The organism is Pectobacterium sp. HCp5_1 (assembly GCF_032905925.1).
GTDB lineage: Bacteria > Pseudomonadota > Gammaproteobacteria > Enterobacterales > Enterobacteriaceae > Pectobacterium > Pectobacterium brasiliense_A.
In genome coordinates, this window is sequence record NZ_JAUMIO010000033.1 from 15,998 (window position 1) to 39,891 (window position 23,894).

Here is a 23,894-nt window from a genome sequence, read left to right on the forward strand (position 1 = left end):
TACTTTTTGTTTTCACCTGTGCTACGGGATAAAAATAGGAGAAGGACATGCCTTGTATGACGTTATTGCGCCGTGCGTTCGCTATACCGCTATTGTTGATAGTTTCATCGGGTTTGGCGCTTGCCGAGCGTCCAGCAGAAAACCAAAAAATAGCGTTGCAGATGTATACGCTGCGCAGCTTGAATACGCTCGACGAGCAATTTTCCATGGCGCGAGGCGCTGGATTTAAGGCGGTTGAGCTGGTGGGGACGCATGACATTAGTGCGTCAGAAATGAAGGGGTTATTAGGAAAGTATCAGTTGAAAGCCATTGCTGCGCATGTCCAGTTTGGCGAACTGAAAAGCAATATGGCTGAGGTTGTAGCCTTTAACAAAGCCATCGGCAACAGCATGATTATCGTGCCGTGGCTAAACGTAGAAGACCGACCAGATAGCGCAGAGGGCTGGAAGCGCTTTGGTGTGGAAATGAACGATCTTGGACGTGAGTTGAAGAAGCAGGGCATGAAGCTGGCTTATCACAACCATAATTTCGAGATGAAGAAGTATCGCGGTAAAACCGCGCTGGAAATCATGATGGATGCGGCAGAGCCAGAGAACCTGATGCTGGAAATGGATGTCGCCTGGGTATCGCGCGGAGGACAGGATCCTGTGCGTCTCCTGCGCCAGTACAAAGGGCGTATTTATTCAATTCATGCGAAAGACAATACATCAATCGGCATCCGCGATGATGAAATGAACTTTGCCCCACCGGGTGAGGGCATTTTGGCGTGGGAAGAGATTCTCCCTGCTGCGTCTAAGGCCGGTGCCCAGTGGTTTGTTGCTGAACACGATTTGCCGAAAGACCCACAGGCCATTGTTTCCGCAGCTTACCAGTCGCTGTATGAAAAGCTGAGTAAGATAAAAAGTAAGTAAGGAAGCGCTATCAACCTGCGGTCAGCGAGCCGCAGGTTGTAAGATATGAAAAAGGATTGGTTTTATTCTATCTGGGTTAGCTGGATGCCCGTTCGACAAACGTCCATTCCAGTAAGCGCTTTTCTGTTTCGCTGGCAGGCTGGTCGATTTGTTGTAATAGCAATTTCACCGCTTCTCTGCCGATATGTGCGGACGGCTGCTGAATCGTACTGAGCTGAGGCGAGGTGATGTAACCCAGCTCTGAACCGTCGAAACCGATCACTGCAATATCCTGCGGCGCGCTCAATCCCGCCTCACAAATTGCCGACAGTGCGCCCGCAGCCAACGTATCGGACACCACAAAGACGGCATCTGGCCGATCCGGATCGTTAAGCAGCGCGTTCATTGCGGCTTTTCCGCCTGAGTAGCTCAGCGTACTGGCGTATTCGACTTTGCCGTAATCAAACCCATTCTCTGCGATAACGTCGCGATAGCCTTTCTCTCGCTGCTGGGCGTAGAGGTAATTCATGTCGTGGTTAATCATGGCGATACGGCGGCGGCCTTTGCCAATAAAGTGATTAATCACGAAACGGGATGCTTCGGCGTTATCAATCCCGACGGATGAAATAGCGGATGTATCGTCATGCTCGGCGCACTGCACCCAAGGCGCGGTGCCAATCATGTCCTGAAGCGCAGACAGCGTTGAAATGGCGTCCATGGTGATCACGCCATCGACCATTTTACCGGACAGCAGTTGCAGGCTGGAGTGGGCGCGAACGATATCGGCACCTGAATTGCACAGAAGAATGCGGTAGCCGTTTTCTTCCGCTTCCGCCTCAATGCCTTTCACGACATCGGCACAGAAGGGGTTGGCAATGTTGGAAACCATGACCAATAACATCTGGCTGCGCGCGGTACGTAGCTGCCGGGCCAGTAAGTTCGGCTGATAATTGCTGCTTTTTATCGCATTGAGAACACGTTCCCGGTTTTGCGGTTTCACGCTACCAATGTTGTTCAACACCCGTGAAACGGTGGCAACCGAGACTCCAGCTATCCGTGCTATTTTTTGAATCGACATAATTCAGAAGGCACTCACGCTACTTATGCTTGGCTGAGCAGATTACCATAAATATCTCTGGCTGCATCCCGCAGGCGTCGCACCTGCGGGATGAATACCGTGAGAGAATGAACGGTCTGATGCCTTAATTGGCGACCTTCACCCACGTTTGTTGCTGATGGCTTTGCACGATGGCGTCAATGATGAACATGATGTTCGCGCCGTCGTAGAAGGTGGCAAAGTTGAACGGATCGACGCCAGGCTGTTTGCCGTCGCGCAGATAGGTATAAAAGTTCGCCATCATGTTCTTGAACGCATCCGGCCAGCCTTCGATATGCCCTCCGGGGAAGTGGACCGCGGCGGCGGCTTCCGGGTTCAGCAGTCCAGGATCGTCCGACAACACCTGATTCGGTTTATCACGATGACCGATCCACAGCTGTTGCGGCGTTTCCTGATCCCACGCCAGCGACTGTTCACTGCCGTTCACTTCAAACGTCAGGCGATTTTTCCGGCCAGCGCTGACCTGAGAAACGGTAAAGGATCCACGGCTGCCATCCTCAAAGCGCAGTAACACGGTCGCGTAGTCTTCGGTTTTGACCGGTTTGTCGTCGTACTCTGGTGGTGCATCGGACGATGAAAACGTGGCCGTACCGTTCCGATTGGATTTGCGGATCGGATGGACGATGGCTAAATCGGCGAAGACTTCGACAATTTTCCGGCCGAAAATAAACTGCACCGTGTCGCACCAGTGCGAGCCGATGTCGGCTACCGCGCGGGAAACGCCGCCGTACTCCGGTTCAACACGCCAGTTATAGTCGGTGTCGCGCAGCATCCAGTCTTGCAGATAGCCGCCGTGTACCGCAAAGACGCGGCCGATTTCCTGATGCTTAATCATACTGGCAGCCTGCTGCACCATGCCAAATTGGCGATAGACAAAGCTGACGCCGTGAACAACGCCTTTTTCTTCTGCCAGCGCCACCAGTTCACGCGCTTCCTCGCTGGTCATACACAGCGGCTTTTCCGAAAAGACGTGCTTGCCTGCCTGAATAATCTGTTTATTGATCGCCGCATGAAGATGGTTCGGCGTGCAGTTATGGATCGCATCAATGCCGGGATGATTTAGCAAATCAGCGACGCTGCCGTAGGCATGGGGAATGTTGAGCTGACGCGCTTTTTGCTGCGCCAGATCGAGCGAATTTTCCGCCAGCGCCACCACCTCAACGAAGCCAAGGCGACGAATCGCCTCAATATGTGCTGGGCCAATAAAACCGGAACCAATAATGCCAACGCGAATCATTCTGCGTTCTCCTCTTTTAATCCCAACATTTTTCTGACTAACGGACGATCGTCGCTGGTTGCGGCGAAATCGTCAAAAGCGCGTCCTGCGACGGGAATAATGTGGCGGTTGATGAACGCCGCCCCTTCTTTCGCACCGCAATTGCTGTCTTTCAGGCAGCATTCCCATTCCAGCACCGCCCAACCGTCGTAGTCGTATTGGGCCAGCTTGCTGAAGATGCCGCCGAAATCGATCTGACCATCTCCCGGTGAGCGGAAGCGCCCGGCGCGTTCAGCCCATGACTGATAGCCGCCGTAGACGCCGCTTTTGCTCGATGTGTTAAATTCTGCATCTTTCACATGGAATGCTTTGATTCGTGCATGGTAGCGATCGATAAAGCCGAGGTAGTCCATCTGCTGCAAATGCATATGGCTAGGATCGTAAAGAATGTTGGCGCGTGGGTGATGATTGACGACATCAAGGAAGCGTTCAAAGGTTACGCCGTCGTGTAAATCTTCTCCTGGGTGCAGCTCGTAGCACACATCCACGCCGTGCTCGTCAAAACAGTCGAGGATCGGCGTCCACAGGCGGCCAAGTTCTTTAAAGGCTTCCTGAATCATGACCTCTTTACGCGGTGGCCAGGGGTAAAAATAGGGCCAGGCCAATGCACCGGAAAACGTAGCGTGGGCGTTTAGTCCTAGGCGTGAAGAGGCCTGTGCTGCCTGCTTGATTGCCGCAATAGCCCACTCTTGGCGAGCCTGCGGATTGCGGCGGTATGCCGGTGGTGCAAAATCGTCAAAAGCATCGTCATACGCAGGGTGGACGGCAACGAGCTGTCCTTCCAGATGGGTCGACAGTTCGCTGATGGTCAGCCCATGCTGCGCCAACAGTCCTTTCACATCATCACAGTAAGTTTGGCTGTCGGCGGCCGTGGCCAGATCGAAAATGTGCGGGTGATTGCAGGGGATTTGTAGCGCTTTAAAGCCTAATCCGGCTGCCCATTGCGCCAGATTTTCCAGCGTGTTAAAGGGAGCCTGATCGCCAATATACTGGGCGAGAAAAATACCCGGTCCTTTTAACGTCTTCATTATTACCTCCTTTGGCAACGGGTGTGGTCATGAATACCGTTGCACGATTGCGATAGCGGAGAATGCAGTGGGATGAGGTGCCATAGGCGACCTCATCCCATTTTCTCGTTAAATAATCTGTCTTAAATAATTAGGCCCGCTCTTCTTTATATTTGAAGGAGAAGAGGAAAATGACGGCGATGATGGCTGCGGCAACCGCAGGGATCCACCAGAAGGTCGCCCAGATTTCAGGCGCGTTTAACGTGCCGTTGTCGAAGAGACGGTTATAAAGTGCACCGGAAACCTGCGAGCCCAGTAGCATGCCGATACCGTAGGTGAACAGGACCACCATACTTTGTGCCTGCCCTTTGATTTTCTCTCCCGCGATGCGGTCTGTGTAGATGAAGCCGATGACAAAGAAGAAGTCATAGCAGATACCGTGCAGCAGGATACCGATGTAGAGCAACCAGCGCGTTTCTTCATTCACGCCCATTGCGAAGAGGGCATAGCGCACGAACCACGCCAGCATGCCGATGAACAGCATGTATTTCACGCCCAGCTTTCTAAACAGCAGCGGAATGATCAGCATGAAGACGATTTCGGACATCTGACCAAACGACATCGCGGTGCTGACGTCGCTGATACCCGCATTGCTCAGGAAGGACGCGGTGTAAGCGTAGTAGGTGCCCAGTGGAATAGAGATCAGCATCGCGCAGATGGCAAAGACCAGAAAGTGGCCTTTCTTCAGCAGCGCAAAGGCATCAGCACAGAACAGATCGCGCACTGCCAGCGGCAAGCCTTTTGCCGGCGCTGGAGTATGCGGCAGCGTCAGGCTGTAAGCTGCCAGAATGGCAGAGCAAGCGGCCGCGACGTAGAAGATATTGACGCTTGCGGAGATGCCGGCTGTTCCGATGCAGACACCGGCGACGATCCAACCGATGGTGCCGAAGACTCGCACAACCGGGAAGCTCTTCTCGCTATTAGTCAGGTTATGGAACGCGATGTTGTTGGTTAATGCCAGCGTTGGCATAAAGCACAGCGTGTAGGCGAACAGCAGGATCAGCAACTGTGAGCCGTCTTCGTTGATTAACGCGGTAGGCACAAACCACAGGATGACCGCGCCGATCAGGTGCAGCAGCGCCATGACTTTTTGTGAGGGGAAGAAGCGGTCAACCACCATGCCCAGCACAAACGGCGACAGGATTGAAGCGATTGGCCCGGCAGAGAAGGCATCGCCAATCATGGCGGCCAGGTTGTGCTGTGTCATAACTAGGCCTAGGGTGACAGACCATGAACCCCAGATGAAGAACTCTAGAAACATCATGAGTGACAGTCTGGGAACCACGAAGGCCGGCTGTAACGATTTGGTAGCTGTGTTTTCAGATGAAGAAACCATGTGGTATCCCTCTTAAAAGTAATCGATTACAATTTGTGTTTTCTAAATGTAATCGATTACTTTTAACTTAACCGCAGCTTTTAGCCATAAATGAGATCCTTATCACTAGAAAGTTATATAGCCATAGCGTAGCTGGCTGTTTTCGCGCAATGATCGGGAATCTGCTTTGCTTGAGGGGAAAAGAAGAATGACGCACTTTGTTTTAGTGGGCGATGTCGGTGGCACCAATACGCGTTTGGCATTGTGTGATGCCACAACGGGTGAATTATCGCAAACCGAGACCTATTCCGGGCTGGATTTTCCTTCGCTGGAAGGAGCCATTCGTGATTATCTCGATTCGCGGCAGGTCACGGTACAGGATGCCTGTATCGCGATTGCCTGCCCGATTACCGGTGACTGGGTGGCAATGACGAACCATACCTGGGCATTTTCCATCGCAGAAATGAAAGCGAGTCTGGGTCTGCGCCATTTTGAGGTCATCAACGATTTTACCGCCGTTTCCATGGCGGTGCCGGTGATGGCTAACGCGGATTTACTCCAATTTGGCGGCGGGGAGCCTGTGCCAGGCAAACCCATTGCTGTGTATGGCGCAGGCACGGGGTTAGGCGTTGCTCATCTGGTCCATGCCGCCAATCAATGGATTAGCCTGCCGGGTGAGGGCGGGCATGTAGATTTCGCGCCGAATAGCGATGAAGAAGACAAAATTCTCTCTGTTTTGCGCCAGTCGCTCGGGCATGTTTCCGCTGAACGCATACTCTCCGGGCAGGGGCTGGTAAATATCTACCGTGCTGTGGTGCTGTCTGATGACCGCACGCCGGAGGAGTTGGAGCCGAAAGATATTACTGAACGGGCTGTCAACAATACGGATGTGGACTGTCGCCGTGCGCTGTCGCTCTTCTGCGTCATTATGGGACGCTTCGGCGGCAATCTGGCGTTAAATTTAGGCACATTCGGTGGCGTGTATATTGCTGGCGGCATTGTTCCGCGCTTTCTTGAGTTCTTTAAAGCTTCCGGTTTTCGGGCGGCTTTTGAAGACAAAGGGCGGTTCAAAGGCTATATGCAGGATATCCCCGTGTACCTGATTACCCATGAGCAACCGGGATTAATGGGGGCGGGGGCGTACCTGCGGCAGGTGCTGGGTAGCGCGCTATAAGTCTGTTTGCGAGTCGAGCGCAATCAGGCAAGCGAGAGTGGTCGCTTTTCCTGATTGCGTCATCGTTGGTTATGCCAGAATGCGGGTACGGATAAGATCGGCGATGCTAGGCTCTTCATTGCTGCCAATCACCAGATCGGCTCTCGCCTTGATTTCATCGGCGCTGTTGCCCATTGCAACACCCAATCCTACGCCTTCGAGCATACTGATATCGTTAAAGTTATCGCCGAATGCCACGACGTCCTTCATGCTGATGCCTTGTTCACCAAGCCATTGCTGGAGCAGTTTGCCTTTGCTGTTGCCGGTTTGGGCGATATCAACCTGATCCTGCCATGACCACTCGCAGGCGAGTCCGAGCTGCTTTTCTACTTCTGCGGCGAAGTGGTTCAGTGTGGGAACATCGGCGTGCGTGGTCGCGAATTTCCAGATAGCGTGAGACGCTTCGGTCTGGCGCACCAGATTTTCCACCTGAGCGAAACGAGGGCGCTGCTGTTCCGGCAGGTTCGCAGCCCATGCCAGCGTGCGGACTACGTGTCCGGTCGGATACTGGTAATACATATCGTCATCGGCATACATCAGCCCATGAATATCACATTCCTCTAGCAGCGTGATGACATTTTTTGCCTGTTCGACAGAGAGCGGATTGGTGTGCGATGCCTGACCCTGCTGGTAATCATAGACGTAAGTGCCGTTACAGCAGATGGCGGGTGTATCCAACTGCAATCCCTGATAAAAAGGGTGGATTGCCGAGTGGTGGCGTCCGGTGACGATCATCACTTTTATGCCTTGCTGACGGGCCAGCGCGAGTGCGCTAAGCGATTCTGGCAGGATTTTTTTCTGTTGATTCAGTAGCGTACCATCAAGATCAAGTGCAATTACTCGGTAGGTCATCGTTATCTCGCAAATAAAAATGTGGGTATCAAATTACCCTTACGATAAAGGACATGGCGAAAAATAGACAGACAACAGCGAGATAAAAGTGTCTGAGGTTGATTTGATGACGAAGGATTCAGCGCGGCGGTGGGAAATAAGGCTAAACGGACGGTTTTACAGCGCCATTGTTGATTTTCTATGCTTTCAACGGCTTATCATCTATTTTTTAAGCAGTTGACCACAACGCTGCTTTACAATGTGCGGCGTACTGTTTATAGTGCGCGTCATTGCGGAGGAGTGGCCGAGTGGTTGAAGGCACCGGTCTTGAAAACCGGCGACGCGAAAGCGTTCTAGAGTTCGAATCTCTACTCCTCCGCCACTTCACCTCTTATCCCTGTATACCTTGTTATTATTCTCTTATCTTCTCCTGATATTCTGAACCATCACTTTTCATCACCGATTCGTCATTGCCCACCATCAGCGCCTGTTCGCTACATCCATCATTACTTAAAACAATCATTACTTAAATCAGCCATTATTTAAATCAATAGTAGCCTTGCGATGTCTCTGTAGAATAGAGTGATTGGTCATTTATGGTATGCCGTGCGTCAGGTTGAGCAGGTTCATTATCCTTCTGATGAACTTCTTTTTGAGCCTTCCTGTGCCGCCACATTCGCGTGAAAAATAAGGAGAATACGATGCAGCAAGTGGTTTATGTCGCCAGCCCGGAAAGCCAGCAGATTCATGTTTGGCAACTCGGTGCTCAGGGAAATCTGACATTATTGCAAACCGTTGACGTTCCGGGACAGGTTCAGCCGATGGTGATCGCACCGAACAAGCGTCACCTGTATGTTGGGGTTCGTCCTGATTTCAGGGTTCTGAGCTATCGTATTGATGAACAGGGGAAATTGACGGAAGCGGGTGTCGCGTCTTTACCGGGCAGCCCGACGCATCTGTCTACCGATAACGACGGACGTTTCCTGTTCAGCGCGTCTTACAGCGGTGCCTGCGTTAGCGTTAGCCCGATTGGTGCTGATGGCATCGTCGGTGAGCCGATCCAACAATTGGACGGACTGGAAGGGTGCCACTCTACCAACATCGATCCAACCAATTCTGTCGTGTGGGCACCGTGCCTGAAAGAAGACCGCATCCGCCTGTACGATCTGGGTGCGACGGGCGAATTGAGCGTGCACCGTCAGTCTGAAATGACGACGGTAGCGGGTGCCGGTCCACGCCATATGGTTTTCCAACCGAATCAACGCTTTGCCTATTGTGTGAATGAACTGGACAGCTCGGTGGATGTGTATCAGTTGGATGCAACTGGTGGGGAATTGCAGAAAGTGCAAACGCTGGATGCTATGCCAGCAGGCTTCAGCGACACGCGCTGGGCGGCAGATATTCACATTACGCCAAATGGTCGCTTTCTGTACATCAGCGATCGTACTGCCAGCCTGCTGAGTGTTTTCCAGGTGTCTGAAGACGGCAGCACGTTAACGCTGACCGGACATCAACCGACTGAAACGCAGCCGCGCGGTTTCAATATCGACAACACCGGTGAGTTCCTGATTTCAGCAGGGCAGAAATCTCAGCACATTGAGGTGTATCACATCGACCAGAACACGGGCGATCTGCAACCGCTGGCGCGTTACGCCGTCGGTCAGGGGCCAATGTGGGTGTCGGTGCTGGCGCTGGACTAAGTTAGCGAAGCACAACAGTAAGCCCTGCATTGATCCGCAGGGCTTTTTTTTCGCTTAACCCCGGTATTCGATGATCGACAAACCTGCGTTGTAATCCGTGCTGTAGATGATGCCGTCAGCATCAACAAACACATCGCAGGACTGAATAATCTGCGGTCTGCCAGGGCGCTTGTCGACCATTCTGGCTGGCGCAGCAGGCACCAGCGCACCGGTTTCTTTCGGCTGATACGGGTTACTGATGTCGTAAGCGCGTACCCCTGCGTTTTGATACGTGGCGAAAATCAGTGACGAACTAATGAAGCTGCCGGGCCGGTTTTCATGCAGGTTATGTGGGCCAAAGTGTGCGCCTTTCTTCACATAGTCTGTTTCTTTCGGCTGTGGGAAGGTGGCGATGCTCACCGGATTGCTAGGTTCACGAATATCGAACACCCAAATCAATTTCTCGCCATCTTCCTGATTATCCAATACCGCTTCATCCAACACGATCAGCAGATCGCGATCCGGCAGCGGCAGCGCCGTGTGTGTACCGCCGCCAAACGGTGGGCTCCAGTTGCGGTGGCTGATGAGCTGTGGATTAGTGCGATCGCTCACGTCCAGCAGCGTCAGCCCGCCATCGCGCCAGCTGCCATAGGCGGTGTCGCCGCTGATGATGGCATGATGCAATGCGTAACGCTTGCCTTCCGGCCAGCTTGCGGTTTCTCCGCCAGCGGTGTGCATGCCGGGTAGCCAGTAGCGGCCCGCAACTTCCGGACGCTGTGGATCGGCCAGATCGATAGTCAGAAAGATGTAGTCGCTGTAGCCATCGAGCAGCGCGGAGACATAGGCCCAGCGTCCACCTACGTACCAGATGCGGTGAATGCCGATGCCGTCCAGCGGAAGGAAACTGATCTCACGCGGTTTATCCGGCGTTGAGATATCGAAAATCCGTAATCCGGCGCTCCAGCTTTTACCCTGCTGTTTGGTACTGACCGTGTCGGCGACGGAGCGGGTGTAATAGACCTTTTCCTCGGCGAAGCTGGCGTCGGCAAACAAATCGCGCGCGTTGACGACAAGCAGCAGGTCATCATGCGTTTGCAGGTGGATGTTCCAGGTGCCGGGCGGGGCAGCAATAAACCCCGCCGGCTTGGGATTTCTGGCATCGCGCACATCCACAATCGACACGCCTTGTGAAACCATATGCCCGATATAAGCGTAGCCGTGGTGAACCATCACCTGCACGCCGTCGGGTCTGCCACCCTGATCGCTGTGCCCAATCAGCCGCATATTACGGCTGTAATCTGGGGTGGGCAGAGGGGTCGATGCCATGAGCTATCTCCGTGTTATTTCGCCTGTTTGGCTTCCAGTGTAGCAAACCACGGTGCGATAAAATCATCCGTTTGGCCCCAGCCTGGGATGATTTTTGCCAATCCCGTGACGTTGACCGCCCCCGGCTGGCTGGCTAACAGCGCCTGTGGAATCGCGGCAGCGCGGAACTCGTAGGTCGAAGGTGTTGGTTCACCGGCAATCTTGTTGGCAACCAGACGCAGATTCACTTTACCGATCAGTTTAGGATCGACAGCCACGCTGACTTTCCATGGGCTGCTCGCTTCGCGCATCAGCTGTAAGTCCTGATTGGAGATGTCGATGCTGTACAGTTTGATTTCGGTCCGGCCGTTTTCTTTCAACGCTTTATAAGCACCCTGACTGAAAGCATCCCACGATCCCCAGATGGCATCGATTTTGCCTTTCGGGTATTTCGCCAGCACCGCGCCGACTTTGTTAGCGGTATCGCCCTGAACGTCAGAGGACACGGCACCAATCGATTCGAGTTCCTTTATGCCGGGGTTGGCTTTCAGGATCTGTTGATAGGCAAGTTGGCGGCGTTCCATCGGCGGGAAGCCAGCGACCCACAGTTTGATAATGTTGGCTTTACCGTTGAAATCCTTCACCAGTTGGCCGAGTGATTCGTTAGTCAGGGAGGCGTCATCCTGCTGGGTGACGGTTACGCTCGGAATTTCGCCATTCACGGCGGTATCAAACACGGAAACGGCAATGCCGCTGTCGACAATACGTTTAATCAAATCGGTAGAGTAAGGGTCGCGGCCCTGTGACAGGATGATGCCATCATATTTCTGGCTAATCGCCTGATTCACGAAATCCTGAAAACGGGCATCATCACCGTTGCTCAGAAAAGTGCTGACCTTAAAGCCCAGCTTTTTACCTTCTTCAAGCACGCCGGAAACAAACTGCGTAGTGTTGTCATCGGAACCCAGGTTGCGGATAACCGCGATGCGAACCGGACCGTCATGATTGGCGATAGCGGCCGGAACGGGAGCAATAGTGGCATTTTGATTCGCCAGTGCCGGTAATGCTGTCAGTAAGCTCAGTGCAAGCAGGGCGGGCGTAAATTTCTTCATTATCAGCTCCATGGCGTTTTATAAAGGGATCTTGTGTTGATGAAAGTGTGTCGTGTCGATGGCAGTATTGTTATGTTTTCTGCGTCACTACTTTATAGCTGTCTTTATGTCTGGATGTCTATTTAAAAGTGATACTGCATCATAGCCGTTGAGCGATAGACGAGGAAGAGGGGAGCATTATGACTTTTGGGTTTAAGTTATAACGATTCGTACTGACTGCGGATAAAAAGAAAAATGCCCGCGAGGCGGGCATTTGAGGCGGTGATGAAATGAAAAGAACGTGAATTACTTCTTAGCTTCTTTCTCTTCCATTTCACGCGCCCAGCGTGGGTGGTGTTTACGCGCCCAGCGCTTGGAAACTTTGCCTTCAATCATCCCTTTGATCGATCCTTTTACCCAGAACGCCATGTACATATGGATCAGGATGGCATGGATGAGGACGATAGCCGCAACAGCATGAATCAGAATGGCGTAGCGGACGACATCAATCGGGAACAGGTGAGCAAAGTAAGGACGCCACATGATTACCCCGGTGATCAGCAGTACCAGCGTCAGCCCCATGATGCTCCAGAACATCATTTTCTGGCCTGGGTTATATTTACCCACTTCAGAGACTTCATGCTCATTGCCCTTCAACACTTCAATAATGTTGAGGAACCACGGCAAGTCACGCTTCTTCGGAATGTTATGGCCAACAAAGCGGAAGAACATCGGGATCAGGCAGATGACAATCAGCACGCCAAAAAACGGGTGCAGAATACGTCCCATCTGCGGCGTACCAAACGTCTGTGTCAGCCATTGCAGGGTTGGGAAAAACAAAGCAATACCTGAGAGCGCGACCAGGAAAAAGCTAATCACCACAATCCAGTGACAGATGCGATCGATAAACTTGGTGCGCAAAATCATTTTTGATTTACTCATGTTTGTCTCCCCCTTCTTTATCTTCTCCTTCGTGGTCATGATCCATTTCTTCTGTGTTTGGACCCACACCGATGTAGTGGAACATTAACCCAGCGAACGTGGCGACAAACCCTAACGCAGATAGTGGCTTCAGAATGCCCTTCCACAGGTTGACCGGCGTAGAAATCTGCGGGTCATCCGGCAGATTGTGGTAGAGCGACGGCCTGTCTGCGTGGTGCAGAACATACATCACGTGCGTACCGCCCACGCCCTGCGGATCGTAGAGGCCTGCGTTCGCATAACCACGGCTTTTCAGATCGGCGATGCGTTCTTCTGCCAGATGCTTCATCTCTTCTTTCGTACCGAAACGAATGGCACCCGTCGGACATGTTTTCACGCAGGCAGGCTCTTGCCCAACGCTGACTCTGTCGACGCACAGCGTACATTTATAGACGCGGTTATCTTCTTTATTCAGACGCGGAATATTGAATGGGCATCCGGCGATGCAATAGCCGCAGCCGATACAGTGTTCGGACTGAAAATCGACGATACCGTTGGCATACTGGATAACTGCACCAGCGGAAGGGCAGGCTTTCAGACAGCCCGGATCGCTACAGTGCATGCAGCCATCTTTACGGATCAACCATTCCAGACGATCGTTCTCTTCCACTTCGGAAAAGCGCATCAGCGTCCAGGATTTGGCACTCAAATCCGCTGGGTTATCATAAACGCCAAAGTTATGGCCGACTTCGTCACGAATATCGTTCCACTCTGAACAGGCTACCTGACAGCCTTTACAGCCGATACAGGTGGTGACATCGATCAGTTTTGCCACTTCGCTTTTGTCATCACGCACATGCGGAGGCGGTGTAAAGCCGTTGGTGGCCGAACGTTTAATAATATCTTGTGATTGCATTGACATAGTTGGCTACCCTTACGCCTTCTCTACATTAACCAAAAACGCTTTGTACTCAGGCGTTTGTGAATTAGCGTCGCCGACGCTCGGGGTGAGTGTGTTAGCCAGGAACCCTTTACGCGTGGTTCCCTCAAAGCCCCAGTGGCAGGGAATACCAACGGTTTCCACGCTGCGTCCGGCAATTTGCAGCGTTTTGATACGCTTCGTTACCACCGCTTTGGCTTTGATGTAGCCACGCTGGCAGGAGACTTTGACTTCATCGCCCGCTTTAATGCCTTTGCTCTTCGCCAGATTTTCACCGATCTCAACAAACTGTTCCGGCTGCACAATTGCGTTCAGGCGTGCGTGTTTTGTCCAGTGACGGAACAATTCGGTAATCGAGTACGTGGTCGCCACATAAGGGAAGTCCTTCGCGGTGCCCATGGTTTTCGCATCACGCGCAAACAAACGCGCAACCGGGCTGGAAATCACCGACGGGTGCAGCGGGTTGGTGCCAATAGGTGATTCGATCGGCTCGTAGTGTTCAGGGAACGGCCCGTCTACCAGTTTGTCCACGGAGAACAGACGTGCCAGACCTTCCGGCAGCATGATGAACGGCCCGGTGTCTTTGCCCGGTGGTACGGTTGCGGCGAAGTCAGGCACATCAATGCCTTGCCACTTCTGACCGGTCCATTCCAGCAATTTACGCTTGCTGTCCCATGGTTTCCCTTGCAGGTCGGCAGAGGCGCGGTTGTAGAGAATGCGGCGGTTTTGCGGCCAGCACCATGACCAGTTCGGCGTACAGCCCAGACCGGCATCGGCGTTGTCGCGTTTATCCATCTGGTTACCGGCTTCTGTCCAACTCCCGGCGTAAATCCAGCAGAAACTGGACGTAGTGCCGTCATCACGTAGCTGTGAGAAATCGGCGATCTGCTGGCCTTTTTTCAGGATCAGTTTGCCGCTGTCGTCGTAAACATCGGCTAACGCCATCCCGTTGGCTTCGCGGGCAATCTCTTCCGGCGTTGGATCTTCCGGGTCTTTGTAGTTCCAGTTGATGTTCATCAACGGATCTGGGTAAGTACCGCCTTCTTCGTTATACAGCTCACGCAGGCGCATCAGCAGCTTACCGAGGATTTTTCCGTCGTGACGGGCTTCTCCTGGTGGCTCAGCCGCCGCCCAGTGCCATTGCAACCAGCGGCCAGAGTTGGCGATAGAGCCATTCTCTTCGGCAAAGCAGGAAGACGGCAGACGGAAGACTTCAGTCTGAATGGACTTCGTATCCACGTCATTGAATTCGCCATAGTTCTGCCAGAACGTGGACGTTTCCGTGACCAGCGGATCGATGATGACCATATACTTGAGCTTGGAGAGCGCTTCGGTCGCTTTGTTCTTGTTGGAGAACGCCGCAACGGGGTTAAAGCCCTGAACGATGTAGCCGTTCATTTTGCCTTCCACCATCAGCTCGGTTTGCACCATGACGTCGTAGCTACGATCCCACTTCGGCAACCAGTCATAACCCCAGTTATTCGCGGCCTGCGCGTGATCGCCGTAGAAGCTCTTCATCATGCTGATAAAGAATTTTGGCGTGTTTTTCCAATAGTTAACCTGATCGGGCAACACGGCGGTTGGCGTGATTTGGCCCAGATAAGTTTGCAGGTCTGGCTGTTTTTCTGACGGCAGTGGCATATAGCCCGGCAGATTTATCGTTAGCAGCCCGAGGTCGGTATACCCCTGAATGTTGGAGTGGCCGCGCAGGGCGTTGATGCCGCCGCCTGCCATACCAATATTCCCAAGCAGAAGCTGGATCATGCCAGCGGAGCGGATAATTTGCGCGCCGTTGGTGTGGTGCGTCCAACCCAGTGCATACATGAAGGTTGCGGTTTTATTCGGTACACAGGTTTCAGCCAGCGTACGGCAAATTTCTTCATAATCTTTGGCTGAGGTACCGCACAGAGAGGTCACCATTTCCAGCGTATAGCGGGAGACGTGCTTTTTCAGCAGGTTCCAGACGCAGCGCGGATGGGACAGCGTGTTGTCGCGTTTGGCGAAACCGGACTCATCTAACTCATACTGCCAGCTGGATTTGTCATATTGACGTTTTTGTTCGTCATAGCCGCTGAACAAGCCTTCATCGAAGCTAAAGTCATCGCGTACGATCAGGCTGGCATTGGTGTAAGACACCACGTATTCGCGATGAATTTTATCGTTCGTAATAAGGTAGTTAACGATACCTAACAGGAAGGCGGCATCTGAGCCTGCGCGAATCGGCGCGTAGAGATCGGCAACGGCAGCGGAGCGGTTAAAACGCGGATCGACGACAATCAGCTTCGCATTGTTGTGCGTTTTCGCTTCAACGGCCCATTTGAAACCGACTGGGTGCGCTTCTGCCGGGTTTCCGCCCATGACGATGATGACATTGGCGTTTTTGATATCAACCCAGTTGTTGGTCATCGCGCCACGGCCGAATGTCGGTGCCAGCGCGGCGACGGTTGGCCCGTGACACAGGCGAGCCTGGCAGTCGATGGCGACCATGCCGAGAGAGCGGGCAAATTTCTGGTCGAGAATGCCGGTTTCGTTGCTGGCGGCAGAAGAGCACAGCATACCGGTCGTCAGCCAGCGGTTGACGGTTTCGCCTTTGGCGTTGGTGCGTTGGAAGTTGGCGTCACGGTCAGCTTTCATCAGGCGTGCGATGCGTTCAATCGCGTCGTCCCAACTGATTCGTTGCCATTTGTCTGAGCCCGGCGCGCGGTATTCTGGGTAGAGCAGGCGGTTTTCGCTGTGGATGTAGTCGACCAGACCTGCACCTTTCGGGCAAAGGGAGCCACGGCTGACTGGGTGGTCCGCATCACCTTCGATATGAAAAATGGAAGGTTTTGCGTTCTTGGCGCCATCGCCCAGGCTATACATGAGCACACCGCAACCCACTGAACAGTAGGTGCAGTTGTTACGCGTCTCTTTCGCTCGTAACAGCTTATATTGACGTACTGATGCCATTGCTTCCGTGGGTGTAAAGCCCAATACCGCGAGAGTGGTTCCAGCCATCCCCCCCGCGCAAACTTTAAAGAAACCTCTTCTATTGAGTTGCATTAGTTTCCCTGTGTAATTATGTGTCATTTTTGTTGCGAGCAATTTAACAACACATAAATTGTGGGCTTTGCGCAAAATCAAAATTTAAGTATTTAAACCCCCATAACACCTATAAAGAGGTATATTTTTTATTCGTTATATATTGTAATATACAACGATTTTGTTATTTCATGGTTACAAATAATGTGGCGTGACGAGTCGGTCAAAGGTGAATAAGCGGGAGTTTGTGGAGGAATTGTTGCAAAAAAAGCCGGATAAAAATCCGGCTTGATGTGGTGGTTATTTGACCTGCATCCCAGGCTGAGCGCCGCTGTCTGGACTCAACAGGAAGATATCTTTCCCGCCGGGACCGGCTGCCATCACCATGCCTTCTGATATGCCGAAGCGCATTTTACGCGGAGCCAGATTGGCGACCATCACGGTTAAACGGCCTTCCAGCTTAGCCGGATCGGGATAAGCCTCACGAATGCCGGAGAAGACCTGACGGGTTTCGCCGCCCAGATCCAGCGTCAGACGTAAGAGCTTGTCAGAACCATCAACCAGTTCAGCCTGCTTAATCAGTGCGATACGCATATCGACTTTGGCAAAATCGTCAAAGTTAATGGTGTCCTGCACCGGGTTGTCTGCCAGCGGACCGGAGACGACTTTTTGTGCGGCGATCATGTCTTCTTTCGACGCGTCAACCATTGCGTTAACTTTATCCAGATCGATGCGGTTGAACAGCGCCTTGAATGGGCTAACCTGATGGCTCAGCAGCGGCGTGGCAATCGCATCCCAGCTCAGTTCCGTGTTCAAAAACGCTTCTGTTCGTTCTGCCAGAGAAGGCAGGACCGGTTTCAGGTATGTCATCAGTACGCGGAACAGGTTGATGCCCATTGAGCAAATGGCTTGCAGGTCTTCATCCCGACCTTCTGCTTTCGCCACAACCCACGGTGCCTGTTCGTCAACGTAGCGGTTGGCGATATCCGCCAACGCCATGATCTCACGAATGGCACGCCCGGATTCACGGTTGTTATAGGCTTCGGCAATGCTGGTGGCGGCATCGGTGAAGGTTTTGTACAGCTCAGCGTCGGCTAACTTGTCCGCCAGTTTGCCGTCAAAGCGCTTGTTGATGAAACCGGCATTACGTGATGCCAGATTCACGACTTTGTTAACGATGTCAGCATTCACGCGCTGAACGAAATCTTCCAGATTAAGATCGATGTCATCAATGCGAGAAGACAGTTTTGCCGCGTAGTAATAACGCAGGCAATCGGCATCCAGATGTTGCAGATACGTGCCCGCTTTGATGAAGGTACCGCGTGATTTAGACATCTTGGCACCGTTGACCGTGACATAACCATGTACGAACAGGTTTGTCGGTTTACGGAAACCGCTGCCTTCCAGCATGGCTGGCCAGAACAGGCTGTGGAAATAAACGATGTCTTTACCGATGAAGTGGTACAAGTCTGCGTCGGAGTCTTTCTTCCAGAAATCATCAAAATTCAGATCGCCACGTTTGTCGCACAGGTTCTTGAACGACCCCATGTAGCCGATTGGCGCATCCAGCCAGACGTAAAAATATTTGCCCGGCGCATCGGGGATTTCAAAACCGAAATACGGTGCGTCGCGGGTAATGTCCCACTGTTGCAGGCCAGAATCGAACCACTCCTGCATCTTGTTAGCGACTTGCTCCTGCAAGGCGCCGGAACGCGTCCAGGCTTGCAGCATCTCGCTGAACGCAGGCAGATCGAAGAAGAAGTGTTCTGTTTCACGCATCTCTGGCGTGGCACCAGACACCACTGATTTTGGTTCGATCAGCTCTGTTGGGCTGTAGGTCGCACCGCAGACTTCGCAGTTATCGCCGTATTGGTCGGCTGCCTTACATTTCGGGCAGGTGCCTTTGACGAAACGATCCGGCAGGAACATGCCTTTCTCTGGATCGTACAACTGAGAAATGGTGCGATTTTTAATAAAGCCGTTCTCTTTCAGCCGACCATAAATCAGACCTGACAGCTCGCGGTTCTCTTCGCTGTGCGTAGAGTGGTAGTTGTCATAGCTGATATTGAAACCGGCAAAGTCCTGCTGATGCTCCTGACTCATTGCCGCAATCATCTGTTCCGGCGCAATCCCCATCTGCTGTGCTTTCAGCATGATTGGCGTGCCGTGGGCGTCGTCCGCACAGATAAAGTGAACCTGGTTGCCGCGCATTCGCTGGTAACGAACCCAAATATCGGCCTGAACGTGTTCAAGCATATGACCGAGGTGGATTGAACCATTAGCGTAAGGCAGCGCGCACGTTACCAGGATTTTCTTTGCGACTTGAGTCATGAGGAACTTGCTTTCTTTTGTGAATAGAGGGAGATCGATGTTAACCGATAGCGCCTTGCTGCGTAAACCGCTGGCGTGAGTAAAAACGGCAGGAAACCCCATGGCAGATTTTTATTTGCGTAGCGTTTCCACGTTTTTGATGCCGAAGGGCGTCAGGCTCCCCTCGCTCTGGTATGCTATATACGGTCTCAACGGTCAAATATGAGAATTTCAAGGAGCCGGAATGAACGCGACAGTCCCCGAACAACGTCCTGAAGCACTGCGTGCGATGGTCACCGGGGTTTTATCTACTTTTCAGCACCCGACACTGAAAAATAACCTGACGACACTGAATGCACTGCGCCATTGTGCGCTGCTGGACAACGTGTTGCATATCGACCTGACGATGCCGTTTGTCTGGCTGAGCGGTTTGGCAGTATTAAAAGAAACGGTTAGCGATGAGCTATTACGTTTATCAGGCGCAAAGGCGGTCGAATGGCGTTTAACGCACGATATCGCGACGCTGCGTCGGGTTAACGATCAGGCCGGCGTGAAGGGCGTGAAAAACATCATTGCCGTCAGTTCCGGCAAAGGCGGAGTCGGCAAATCCAGTACCGCAGTCAATATGGCACTGGCGCTGGCGGCCGAAGGCGCGAATGTGGGCATTCTGGATGCTGACATCTACGGTCCTTCCATTCCGACCATGCTGGGCTCGGCCAGTGAGCGCCCAACCTCGCCAGACGGTCAACATATGGCACCGATTATTGCGCACGGCCTGGCAACCAACTCGATTGGTTATCTGGTGACTGACGATAACGCCATGGTGTGGCGTGGGCCGATGGCCAGCAAAGCGTTATTGCAACTGCTGCAGGATACACTCTGGCCGGATCTGGACTATCTGGTATTAGATATGCCGCCGGGTACGGGCGATATTCAACTGACGCTGGCGCAGAGTATTCCTGTCACGGGTGCGGTTGTCGTGACGACGCCACAGGATATCGCACTGATGGATGCCATGAAGGGTATCGCGATGTTTGAAAAAGTCAGTGTGCCGGTACTGGGCATCGTTGAGAATATGAGCGTACATATCTGTAGCAACTGTGGTCATCTGGAGCCGATCTTCGGCACGGGCGGTGCGCAGAAGCTGGCGGAAAAATATCACTGTTCTCTGTTAGGTCAGCTTCCGCTGCATATCTCCCTGCGTGAAGACCTCGACCGCGGTGAACCGACGGTAGTCAGCCAGCCGGACAGCGAGTTTACTTCTCTGTATCGCGAACTGGCGGGGCAGGTTGCCGCTCAGCTTTACTGGCAGGGTGATACGATTCCCGGCGAAATTTCTTTCCGGGCGCTGTAGCGTTTCCGCCAAAGGGTAATCAGCCGGGGGATTTGCCCCGGTTTGATCCTGCGCCAGCATGCGATTTCCCTCGGGCGCAATACGCGGAAAGGGTGGCGTGAAGGGGGGTAACTCCCTATAATTGCCGCGTCAAAGCGCCCGTTGGCGCATTCCCCTCTCTTTTATTTATATTAATCAGGTCGTTAATACCATGACTGATCAGTCTCACCAGTGCGTCATCATCGGGATCTCAGGAGCATCCGCTTCGGGTAAAAGTCTTATTTCCAGCACCTTGTATCGAGAATTGCGCGATCAGGTTGGTGATCAGCATATCGGGGTGATATCTGAAGACAGTTATTATAAAGATCAAAGCCACCTGACGATGGAAGAGCGGGTAAAAACTAACTATGACCACCCGAGCTCGATGGATCATAGTCTGCTGCTCAAGCATTTGCAGATGCTGAAAGCTGGTCAGGCGATCGAAGTCCCGCAGTACAGCTATGTCGAGCACACCCGCAAGCAGGAAACCGTGCATATCGAGCTGAAAAAGGTCATTATTCTGGAAGGTATCCTGCTGCTGACGGATGCGCGCCTGCGCAGTGAGATGAATTTCTCTATTTTTGTCGATACACCGCTGGATATTTGCCTGCTGCGCCGTATGCGCCGCGACGTTAATGAGCGCGGGCGTTCGATGGATTCCGTGATGGAACAGTATCAGAAGACCGTGCGCCCGATGTTCCTGCAATTTATCGAGCCCTCTAAGCAGTATGCCGACATTATTGTGCCGCGCGGCGGGAAAAACCGTATTGCGATTGATATTTTGAAAGCCAAGATAAGCCAGTTTTTTGAGTAGTCGATACCCTAAATAATCCGCGTTGCCTCACTAACGTGGAGATCATGTGAAGTATGACGGGTAGATGAGGTTTATCTGATAGATACCGGCGTCGAATGGAGAATAAGATGAGACTGTGTGACCGTGACATTGAAGCCTGGCTGGATGATGGCCGACTGGTGATTACACCCCGTCCGCCTACTGAGAGGATCAGTGGTGCGACCGTTGATGTTCGTTTGGGAAATCAGTTTCGTGTCTTCCGCGGACACACCGCGGCCTTCATTGACTTAAGTGGCCCGAAAGATGAAGTCAGCGCGGCGCTGGATCGCGTCATGAGTGATGAAATAAATTTGCCAGAAGGCGAGGCGTTTTTCCTGCACCCGGGAGAATTAGCGCTGGCAGTGACGTTTGAATCCGTTACGCTGCCGGATAATTTGGTTGGCTGGCTGGATGGTCGCTCTTCGCTGGCACGCCTGGGATTGATGGTTCACGTCACCGCACACCGCATCGATCCAGGTTGGCAAGGAAGAATTGTGCTGGAGTTCTATAATTCAGGTAAGTTGCCGTTGGCGTTACGCCCCGGCATGATGATTGGCGCTCTGAGTTTTGAACCGCTTTCTGGGCCGGCTGCTCGTCCTTACAACCGCCGTCAGGATGCCAAATATAAAGACCAACAGGGTGCGGTAGCGAGCCGGATCGATAAAGACTAAGCGTCTGGCGACAGGCCTGTAAGGTAAAAGCAGGTGGCCGTGCGTTTCGCAATGAGGATGGCATGAGAAGATTTCTGACGACGCTGGCAATTCTGCTTGTGGTGGTTGTGGCAGGAATGACGGCCTTGGTCGTACTGGTTAATCCCAATGACTTCCGCGCCTACATGGTGAAGCAAGTTGAGGAACGTAGCGGCTATCGCCTTCAACTGGATGGCGATCTGCGTTGGCATGTGTGGCCGCAGCTGAGCATATTATCAGGCGGGATGTCGTTGAGTGCGCCGGGATCCAGTGCGCCGATTGTCAGCGCCGAGAACATGCGTCTTGATGTACAGCTGTGGCCGCTGCTGTCGCACAAGCTAGCGGTCAAGCAGGTGATGCTGAAAGGTGCCATTATTCGTCTGACGCCGGAAAGTGAAGCCAAACAGTCTACCAATGCGCCTATTGCCCCAGCAGGATCGCAGACCCCATCTGAGGAACGGCACTGGCGGCTGGATATTGATAAGATCAAAGTCGCCGATAGCCTGTTGATTCTGCAACGCAGCAATAATGAGCAGATTAACGTGCGTGACATTAATCTTGCGATGGAGCAGAACAGCGACCGTCAGGTCAGTATCGAGTTATCAAGCCGTATCAATCGCGATCAGCGCGATATTGCCTTCTCTCTTGCCGCAGATGTCGATTTGCTGCATTTCCCCCAGCAGGTCAATGCCAATATTACCAAGCTAGATTACCAGCTTCAGGGAGCAGGAATACCAGCAAACGGTATCAGCGGAACGGGGAGTGTTCAGGCAAGTTATCAACATCAGCCTGAAAAAATCACGTTTAGCCAGCTTTCACTTAATACCAATAATAGCCAACTGTCTGGTGCTGGTAGCGTGACGCTGGGGGATATCCCTCATTACGAATTAGATCTGTTGTCTGAGAAGCTGGATTTGGATTCCCTGCTGGGGATCGCGTCGGTAAAAGATAACAACGCCGCTGTCGTGCCGGCTAAATCATCAGCCCCTGTGATTTCAAATGAAAGCGGGTTAGCCAAGCCAGAAGACGGCTTACAGACATTCACCGCGCGTCTGTCATTACAGGCCGCGGCGCTGATCTATCGTGGGCTCGATGTCCGTCAATTTACGCTACGGGCAGACAATCAACCGGGGCTGCTGGATGTGACGACCTTGAGCGGTGAACTGGGCGGTGGACATTTCTCATTGCCCGGTAAAGTTGTGACGAAGCCATCGACCAACATCACGCTACGGCCAGACCTGAAGGATGTTGAGTTATCCCAGTTGATGTCCGCATTTGCGCTGCCCGCTGAGACGGTCAGTGGGAAATTGTCGATGGTGGGGCAGTTCAGCGGCAATAGCTTTGCGCTACCTGCGTTGCTCCAGCAGTGGCAGGGGACAGCGACGCTGCAAGGCAATAACGTTCGTCTACAGGGTTTGAATATCCAGCAAATGGTGCAGATGGCCGTTGCGCGTAGCAATGGGAATGTCCGAGGACAAGAGCGCTACGAGCGCTATACCGAATTGCAGCAGCTGACCGGGAAAGTACAACTGAACGCGGGTAAGTTACGCCTTACCGATCTCAATGGCCGTTCAGAGCTGCTGTCGCTAACGGGTGCTGGCCAATTTGATTTGCCAGCCCAGACGTGTGACGTCAACTTGAATGTCTCTATCACGCAAGGGTGGCAGGGGGATGAGCAGCTAGTCAGCGTGTTGAAAAACACGGCGATTCCGTTACGCATCTATGGCGAGTGGGACAAATTGAATTACCAATTACAGGTAGATCAACTGTTGCGTAAACGCCTGCAGGACGAATTGAAAAAACGCCTGAATGATTGGGCCAGCCAAAATCAGCAAAGCCAGAAGGGCAAGGATCTGAAGCAACTCCTCGATCGTCTTTAATTTTCTAAATACTCCGCTTTTAGCTAACACCGTTCACTTAAGATGTTTTGAGTGAACGGGATACTGGGTTTTTGAGATCCGAACGGTCCTTTCTTTGGGCCGTCTTCTCTTTTCTGGCAGGATAAATTGCTTCACATTCTCCCGC

Annotated in this window: 18 protein-coding genes and 1 tRNA gene; 8 read left to right on the forward strand and 11 right to left on the reverse strand. The window is 52.6% G+C overall.

All coding sequences use genetic code 11. The annotated features are described in order from the left end of the window. Positions 1-47: 47 nt before the first annotated feature. Entirely contained in the window at positions 48-911 is an 864-nt protein-coding gene (locus Q3A88_RS17985; RefSeq protein WP_174435761.1) for a sugar phosphate isomerase/epimerase family protein, read from the forward strand. Positions 912-987: 76 nt separating this feature from the next. On the opposite strand, the gene Q3A88_RS17990 is transcribed toward Q3A88_RS17985, so the two are convergent. The 4 genes from Q3A88_RS17990 to Q3A88_RS18005 form a co-directional block, all read right to left on the reverse strand. Then, complete coding sequence (locus Q3A88_RS17990) at positions 988-1,968, reverse strand: LacI family DNA-binding transcriptional regulator (protein ID WP_039275563.1); 981 nt, start codon at positions 1,966-1,968, stop codon at positions 988-990. A gap of 124 nt (positions 1,969-2,092) precedes the next feature. Then, positions 2,093-3,244 (reverse strand): Gfo/Idh/MocA family oxidoreductase, encoded by a 1,152-nt coding sequence (locus Q3A88_RS17995; protein ID WP_317178389.1) that lies wholly within the window; start codon positions 3,242-3,244, stop codon positions 2,093-2,095. Continuing rightward, on the reverse strand, positions 3,241-4,311 hold the full coding sequence (locus Q3A88_RS18000) for a sugar phosphate isomerase/epimerase family protein (RefSeq protein WP_039554436.1): 1,071 nt from the start codon (positions 4,309-4,311) through the stop codon (positions 3,241-3,243). Before Q3A88_RS18000 ends, Q3A88_RS17995 begins: the two co-directional genes overlap by 4 nt. 130 nt (positions 4,312-4,441) lie before the next feature. Beyond that, positions 4,442-5,686, reverse strand: coding sequence for an MFS transporter (locus Q3A88_RS18005; RefSeq protein WP_039517077.1), 1,245 nt, complete (start codon positions 5,684-5,686; stop codon positions 4,442-4,444). 187 nt (positions 5,687-5,873) lie between these two features. Between Q3A88_RS18005 and glk the strand changes: the two genes are divergently transcribed. Then, a complete protein-coding gene (glk, locus tag Q3A88_RS18010; protein WP_102116622.1) occupies positions 5,874-6,839 on the forward strand; it encodes a glucokinase in 966 nt (321 codons plus the stop codon). Positions 6,840-6,908: 69 nt separating this feature from the next. On the opposite strand, the gene Q3A88_RS18015 is transcribed toward glk, so the two are convergent. Continuing rightward, a complete protein-coding gene (locus Q3A88_RS18015; protein ID WP_014914706.1) occupies positions 6,909-7,730 on the reverse strand; it encodes a pyridoxal phosphatase in 822 nt (273 codons plus the stop codon). 273 nt (positions 7,731-8,003) lie between these two features. On the opposite strand from Q3A88_RS18015, the gene Q3A88_RS18020 reads away from it, so the two are divergent. Both Q3A88_RS18020 and pgl read left to right on the forward strand, forming a co-directional pair. Then, positions 8,004-8,091: transfer RNA gene (locus Q3A88_RS18020), tRNA-Ser, on the forward strand. A 319-nt stretch (positions 8,092-8,410) separates the two neighbouring features. Further along, complete coding sequence (pgl, locus tag Q3A88_RS18025; RefSeq protein ID WP_317178390.1) at positions 8,411-9,409, forward strand: 6-phosphogluconolactonase; 999 nt, start codon at positions 8,411-8,413, stop codon at positions 9,407-9,409. Between the two features lie 54 nt (positions 9,410-9,463). Here the strand turns inward: pgl and Q3A88_RS18030 are convergent, their stop codons facing one another. The 6 genes from Q3A88_RS18030 to metG all read right to left on the reverse strand — a co-directional run bounded on the left by Q3A88_RS18030 (position 9,464) and on the right by metG (position 18,997). Continuing rightward, a complete protein-coding gene (locus Q3A88_RS18030) occupies positions 9,464-10,714 on the reverse strand; it encodes an LVIVD repeat-containing protein (RefSeq protein ID WP_317178391.1) in 1,251 nt (416 codons plus the stop codon). A 14-nt stretch (positions 10,715-10,728) separates the two neighbouring features. Continuing rightward, complete coding sequence (locus tag Q3A88_RS18035) at positions 10,729-11,805, reverse strand: sugar ABC transporter substrate-binding protein (protein ID WP_317178392.1); 1,077 nt, start codon at positions 11,803-11,805, stop codon at positions 10,729-10,731. A 285-nt stretch (positions 11,806-12,090) separates the two neighbouring features. Continuing rightward, positions 12,091-12,726 (reverse strand): formate dehydrogenase-N subunit gamma, encoded by a 636-nt coding sequence (gene fdnI / locus Q3A88_RS18040; RefSeq protein ID WP_039509324.1) that lies wholly within the window; start codon positions 12,724-12,726, stop codon positions 12,091-12,093. Then, complete coding sequence (fdxH, locus tag Q3A88_RS18045) at positions 12,719-13,627, reverse strand: formate dehydrogenase subunit beta (protein WP_317178393.1); 909 nt, start codon at positions 13,625-13,627, stop codon at positions 12,719-12,721. The genes fdnI and fdxH overlap by 8 nt, the downstream gene beginning before the upstream one ends. A gap of 12 nt (positions 13,628-13,639) precedes the next feature. Further along, positions 13,640-16,687 (reverse strand): formate dehydrogenase-N subunit alpha, encoded by a 3,048-nt coding sequence (fdnG, locus tag Q3A88_RS18050; protein WP_317178394.1) that lies wholly within the window; start codon positions 16,685-16,687, stop codon positions 13,640-13,642. A gap of 279 nt (positions 16,688-16,966) precedes the next feature. Then, positions 16,967-18,997, reverse strand: a complete 2,031-nt coding sequence (metG, locus tag Q3A88_RS18055; RefSeq protein ID WP_040031409.1) for a methionine--tRNA ligase — start codon at positions 18,995-18,997, stop codon at positions 16,967-16,969. 223 nt (positions 18,998-19,220) lie between these two features. On the opposite strand from metG, the gene apbC reads away from it, so the two are divergent. The 4 genes from apbC to asmA all read left to right on the forward strand — a co-directional run bounded on the left by apbC (position 19,221) and on the right by asmA (position 23,749). Beyond that, entirely contained in the window at positions 19,221-20,330 is a 1,110-nt protein-coding gene (gene apbC, locus Q3A88_RS18060) for an iron-sulfur cluster carrier protein ApbC (protein ID WP_010281301.1), read from the forward strand. 190 nt (positions 20,331-20,520) lie between these two features. Beyond that, positions 20,521-21,162 (forward strand): uridine kinase, encoded by a 642-nt coding sequence (gene udk, locus Q3A88_RS18065; protein ID WP_010281304.1) that lies wholly within the window; start codon positions 20,521-20,523, stop codon positions 21,160-21,162. Between the two features lie 107 nt (positions 21,163-21,269). Beyond that, positions 21,270-21,851: a dCTP deaminase gene (gene dcd, locus Q3A88_RS18070; RefSeq protein WP_005974037.1), complete on the forward strand. Its 582-nt coding sequence runs from the start codon at positions 21,270-21,272 to the stop codon at positions 21,849-21,851. A gap of 62 nt (positions 21,852-21,913) precedes the next feature. Next, on the forward strand, positions 21,914-23,749 hold the full coding sequence (gene asmA, locus Q3A88_RS18075) for an outer membrane assembly protein AsmA (RefSeq protein WP_317178395.1): 1,836 nt from the start codon (positions 21,914-21,916) through the stop codon (positions 23,747-23,749). Positions 23,750-23,894 lie beyond the last annotated feature (145 nt).

Excerpts from the sequence above, each read along its gene's own strand:
- Q3A88_RS17985 (WP_174435761.1), top strand. The coding sequence starts at position 48 with ATGCCTTGTATGACGTTATTGCGCCGTGCGTTCGCTATACCGCTATTG.
- Q3A88_RS17990 (WP_039275563.1), bottom strand. The coding sequence starts at position 1,968 with ATGTCGATTCAAAAAATAGCACGGATAGCTGGAGTCTCGGTTGCCACC.
- Q3A88_RS17995 (WP_317178389.1), bottom strand. The coding sequence starts at position 3,244 with ATGATTCGCGTTGGCATTATTGGTTCCGGTTTTATTGGCCCAGCACAT.
- Q3A88_RS18000 (WP_039554436.1), bottom strand. The coding sequence starts at position 4,311 with ATGAAGACGTTAAAAGGACCGGGTATTTTTCTCGCCCAGTATATTGGC.
- Q3A88_RS18005 (WP_039517077.1), bottom strand. The coding sequence starts at position 5,686 with ATGGTTTCTTCATCTGAAAACACAGCTACCAAATCGTTACAGCCGGCC.
- glk (WP_102116622.1), top strand. The coding sequence starts at position 5,874 with ATGACGCACTTTGTTTTAGTGGGCGATGTCGGTGGCACCAATACGCGT.
- Q3A88_RS18015 (WP_014914706.1), bottom strand. The coding sequence starts at position 7,730 with ATGACCTACCGAGTAATTGCACTTGATCTTGATGGTACGCTACTGAAT.
- pgl (WP_317178390.1), top strand. The coding sequence starts at position 8,411 with ATGCAGCAAGTGGTTTATGTCGCCAGCCCGGAAAGCCAGCAGATTCAT.
- Q3A88_RS18030 (WP_317178391.1), bottom strand. The coding sequence starts at position 10,714 with ATGGCATCGACCCCTCTGCCCACCCCAGATTACAGCCGTAATATGCGG.
- Q3A88_RS18035 (WP_317178392.1), bottom strand. The coding sequence starts at position 11,805 with ATGAAGAAATTTACGCCCGCCCTGCTTGCACTGAGCTTACTGACAGCA.
- fdnI (WP_039509324.1), bottom strand. The coding sequence starts at position 12,726 with ATGAGTAAATCAAAAATGATTTTGCGCACCAAGTTTATCGATCGCATC.
- fdxH (WP_317178393.1), bottom strand. The coding sequence starts at position 13,627 with ATGTCAATGCAATCACAAGATATTATTAAACGTTCGGCCACCAACGGC.
- fdnG (WP_317178394.1), bottom strand. The coding sequence starts at position 16,687 with ATGCAACTCAATAGAAGAGGTTTCTTTAAAGTTTGCGCGGGGGGGATG.
- metG (WP_040031409.1), bottom strand. The coding sequence starts at position 18,997 with ATGACTCAAGTCGCAAAGAAAATCCTGGTAACGTGCGCGCTGCCTTAC.
- apbC (WP_010281301.1), top strand. The coding sequence starts at position 19,221 with ATGAACGCGACAGTCCCCGAACAACGTCCTGAAGCACTGCGTGCGATG.
- udk (WP_010281304.1), top strand. The coding sequence starts at position 20,521 with ATGACTGATCAGTCTCACCAGTGCGTCATCATCGGGATCTCAGGAGCA.
- dcd (WP_005974037.1), top strand. The coding sequence starts at position 21,270 with ATGAGACTGTGTGACCGTGACATTGAAGCCTGGCTGGATGATGGCCGA.
- asmA (WP_317178395.1), top strand. The coding sequence starts at position 21,914 with ATGAGAAGATTTCTGACGACGCTGGCAATTCTGCTTGTGGTGGTTGTG.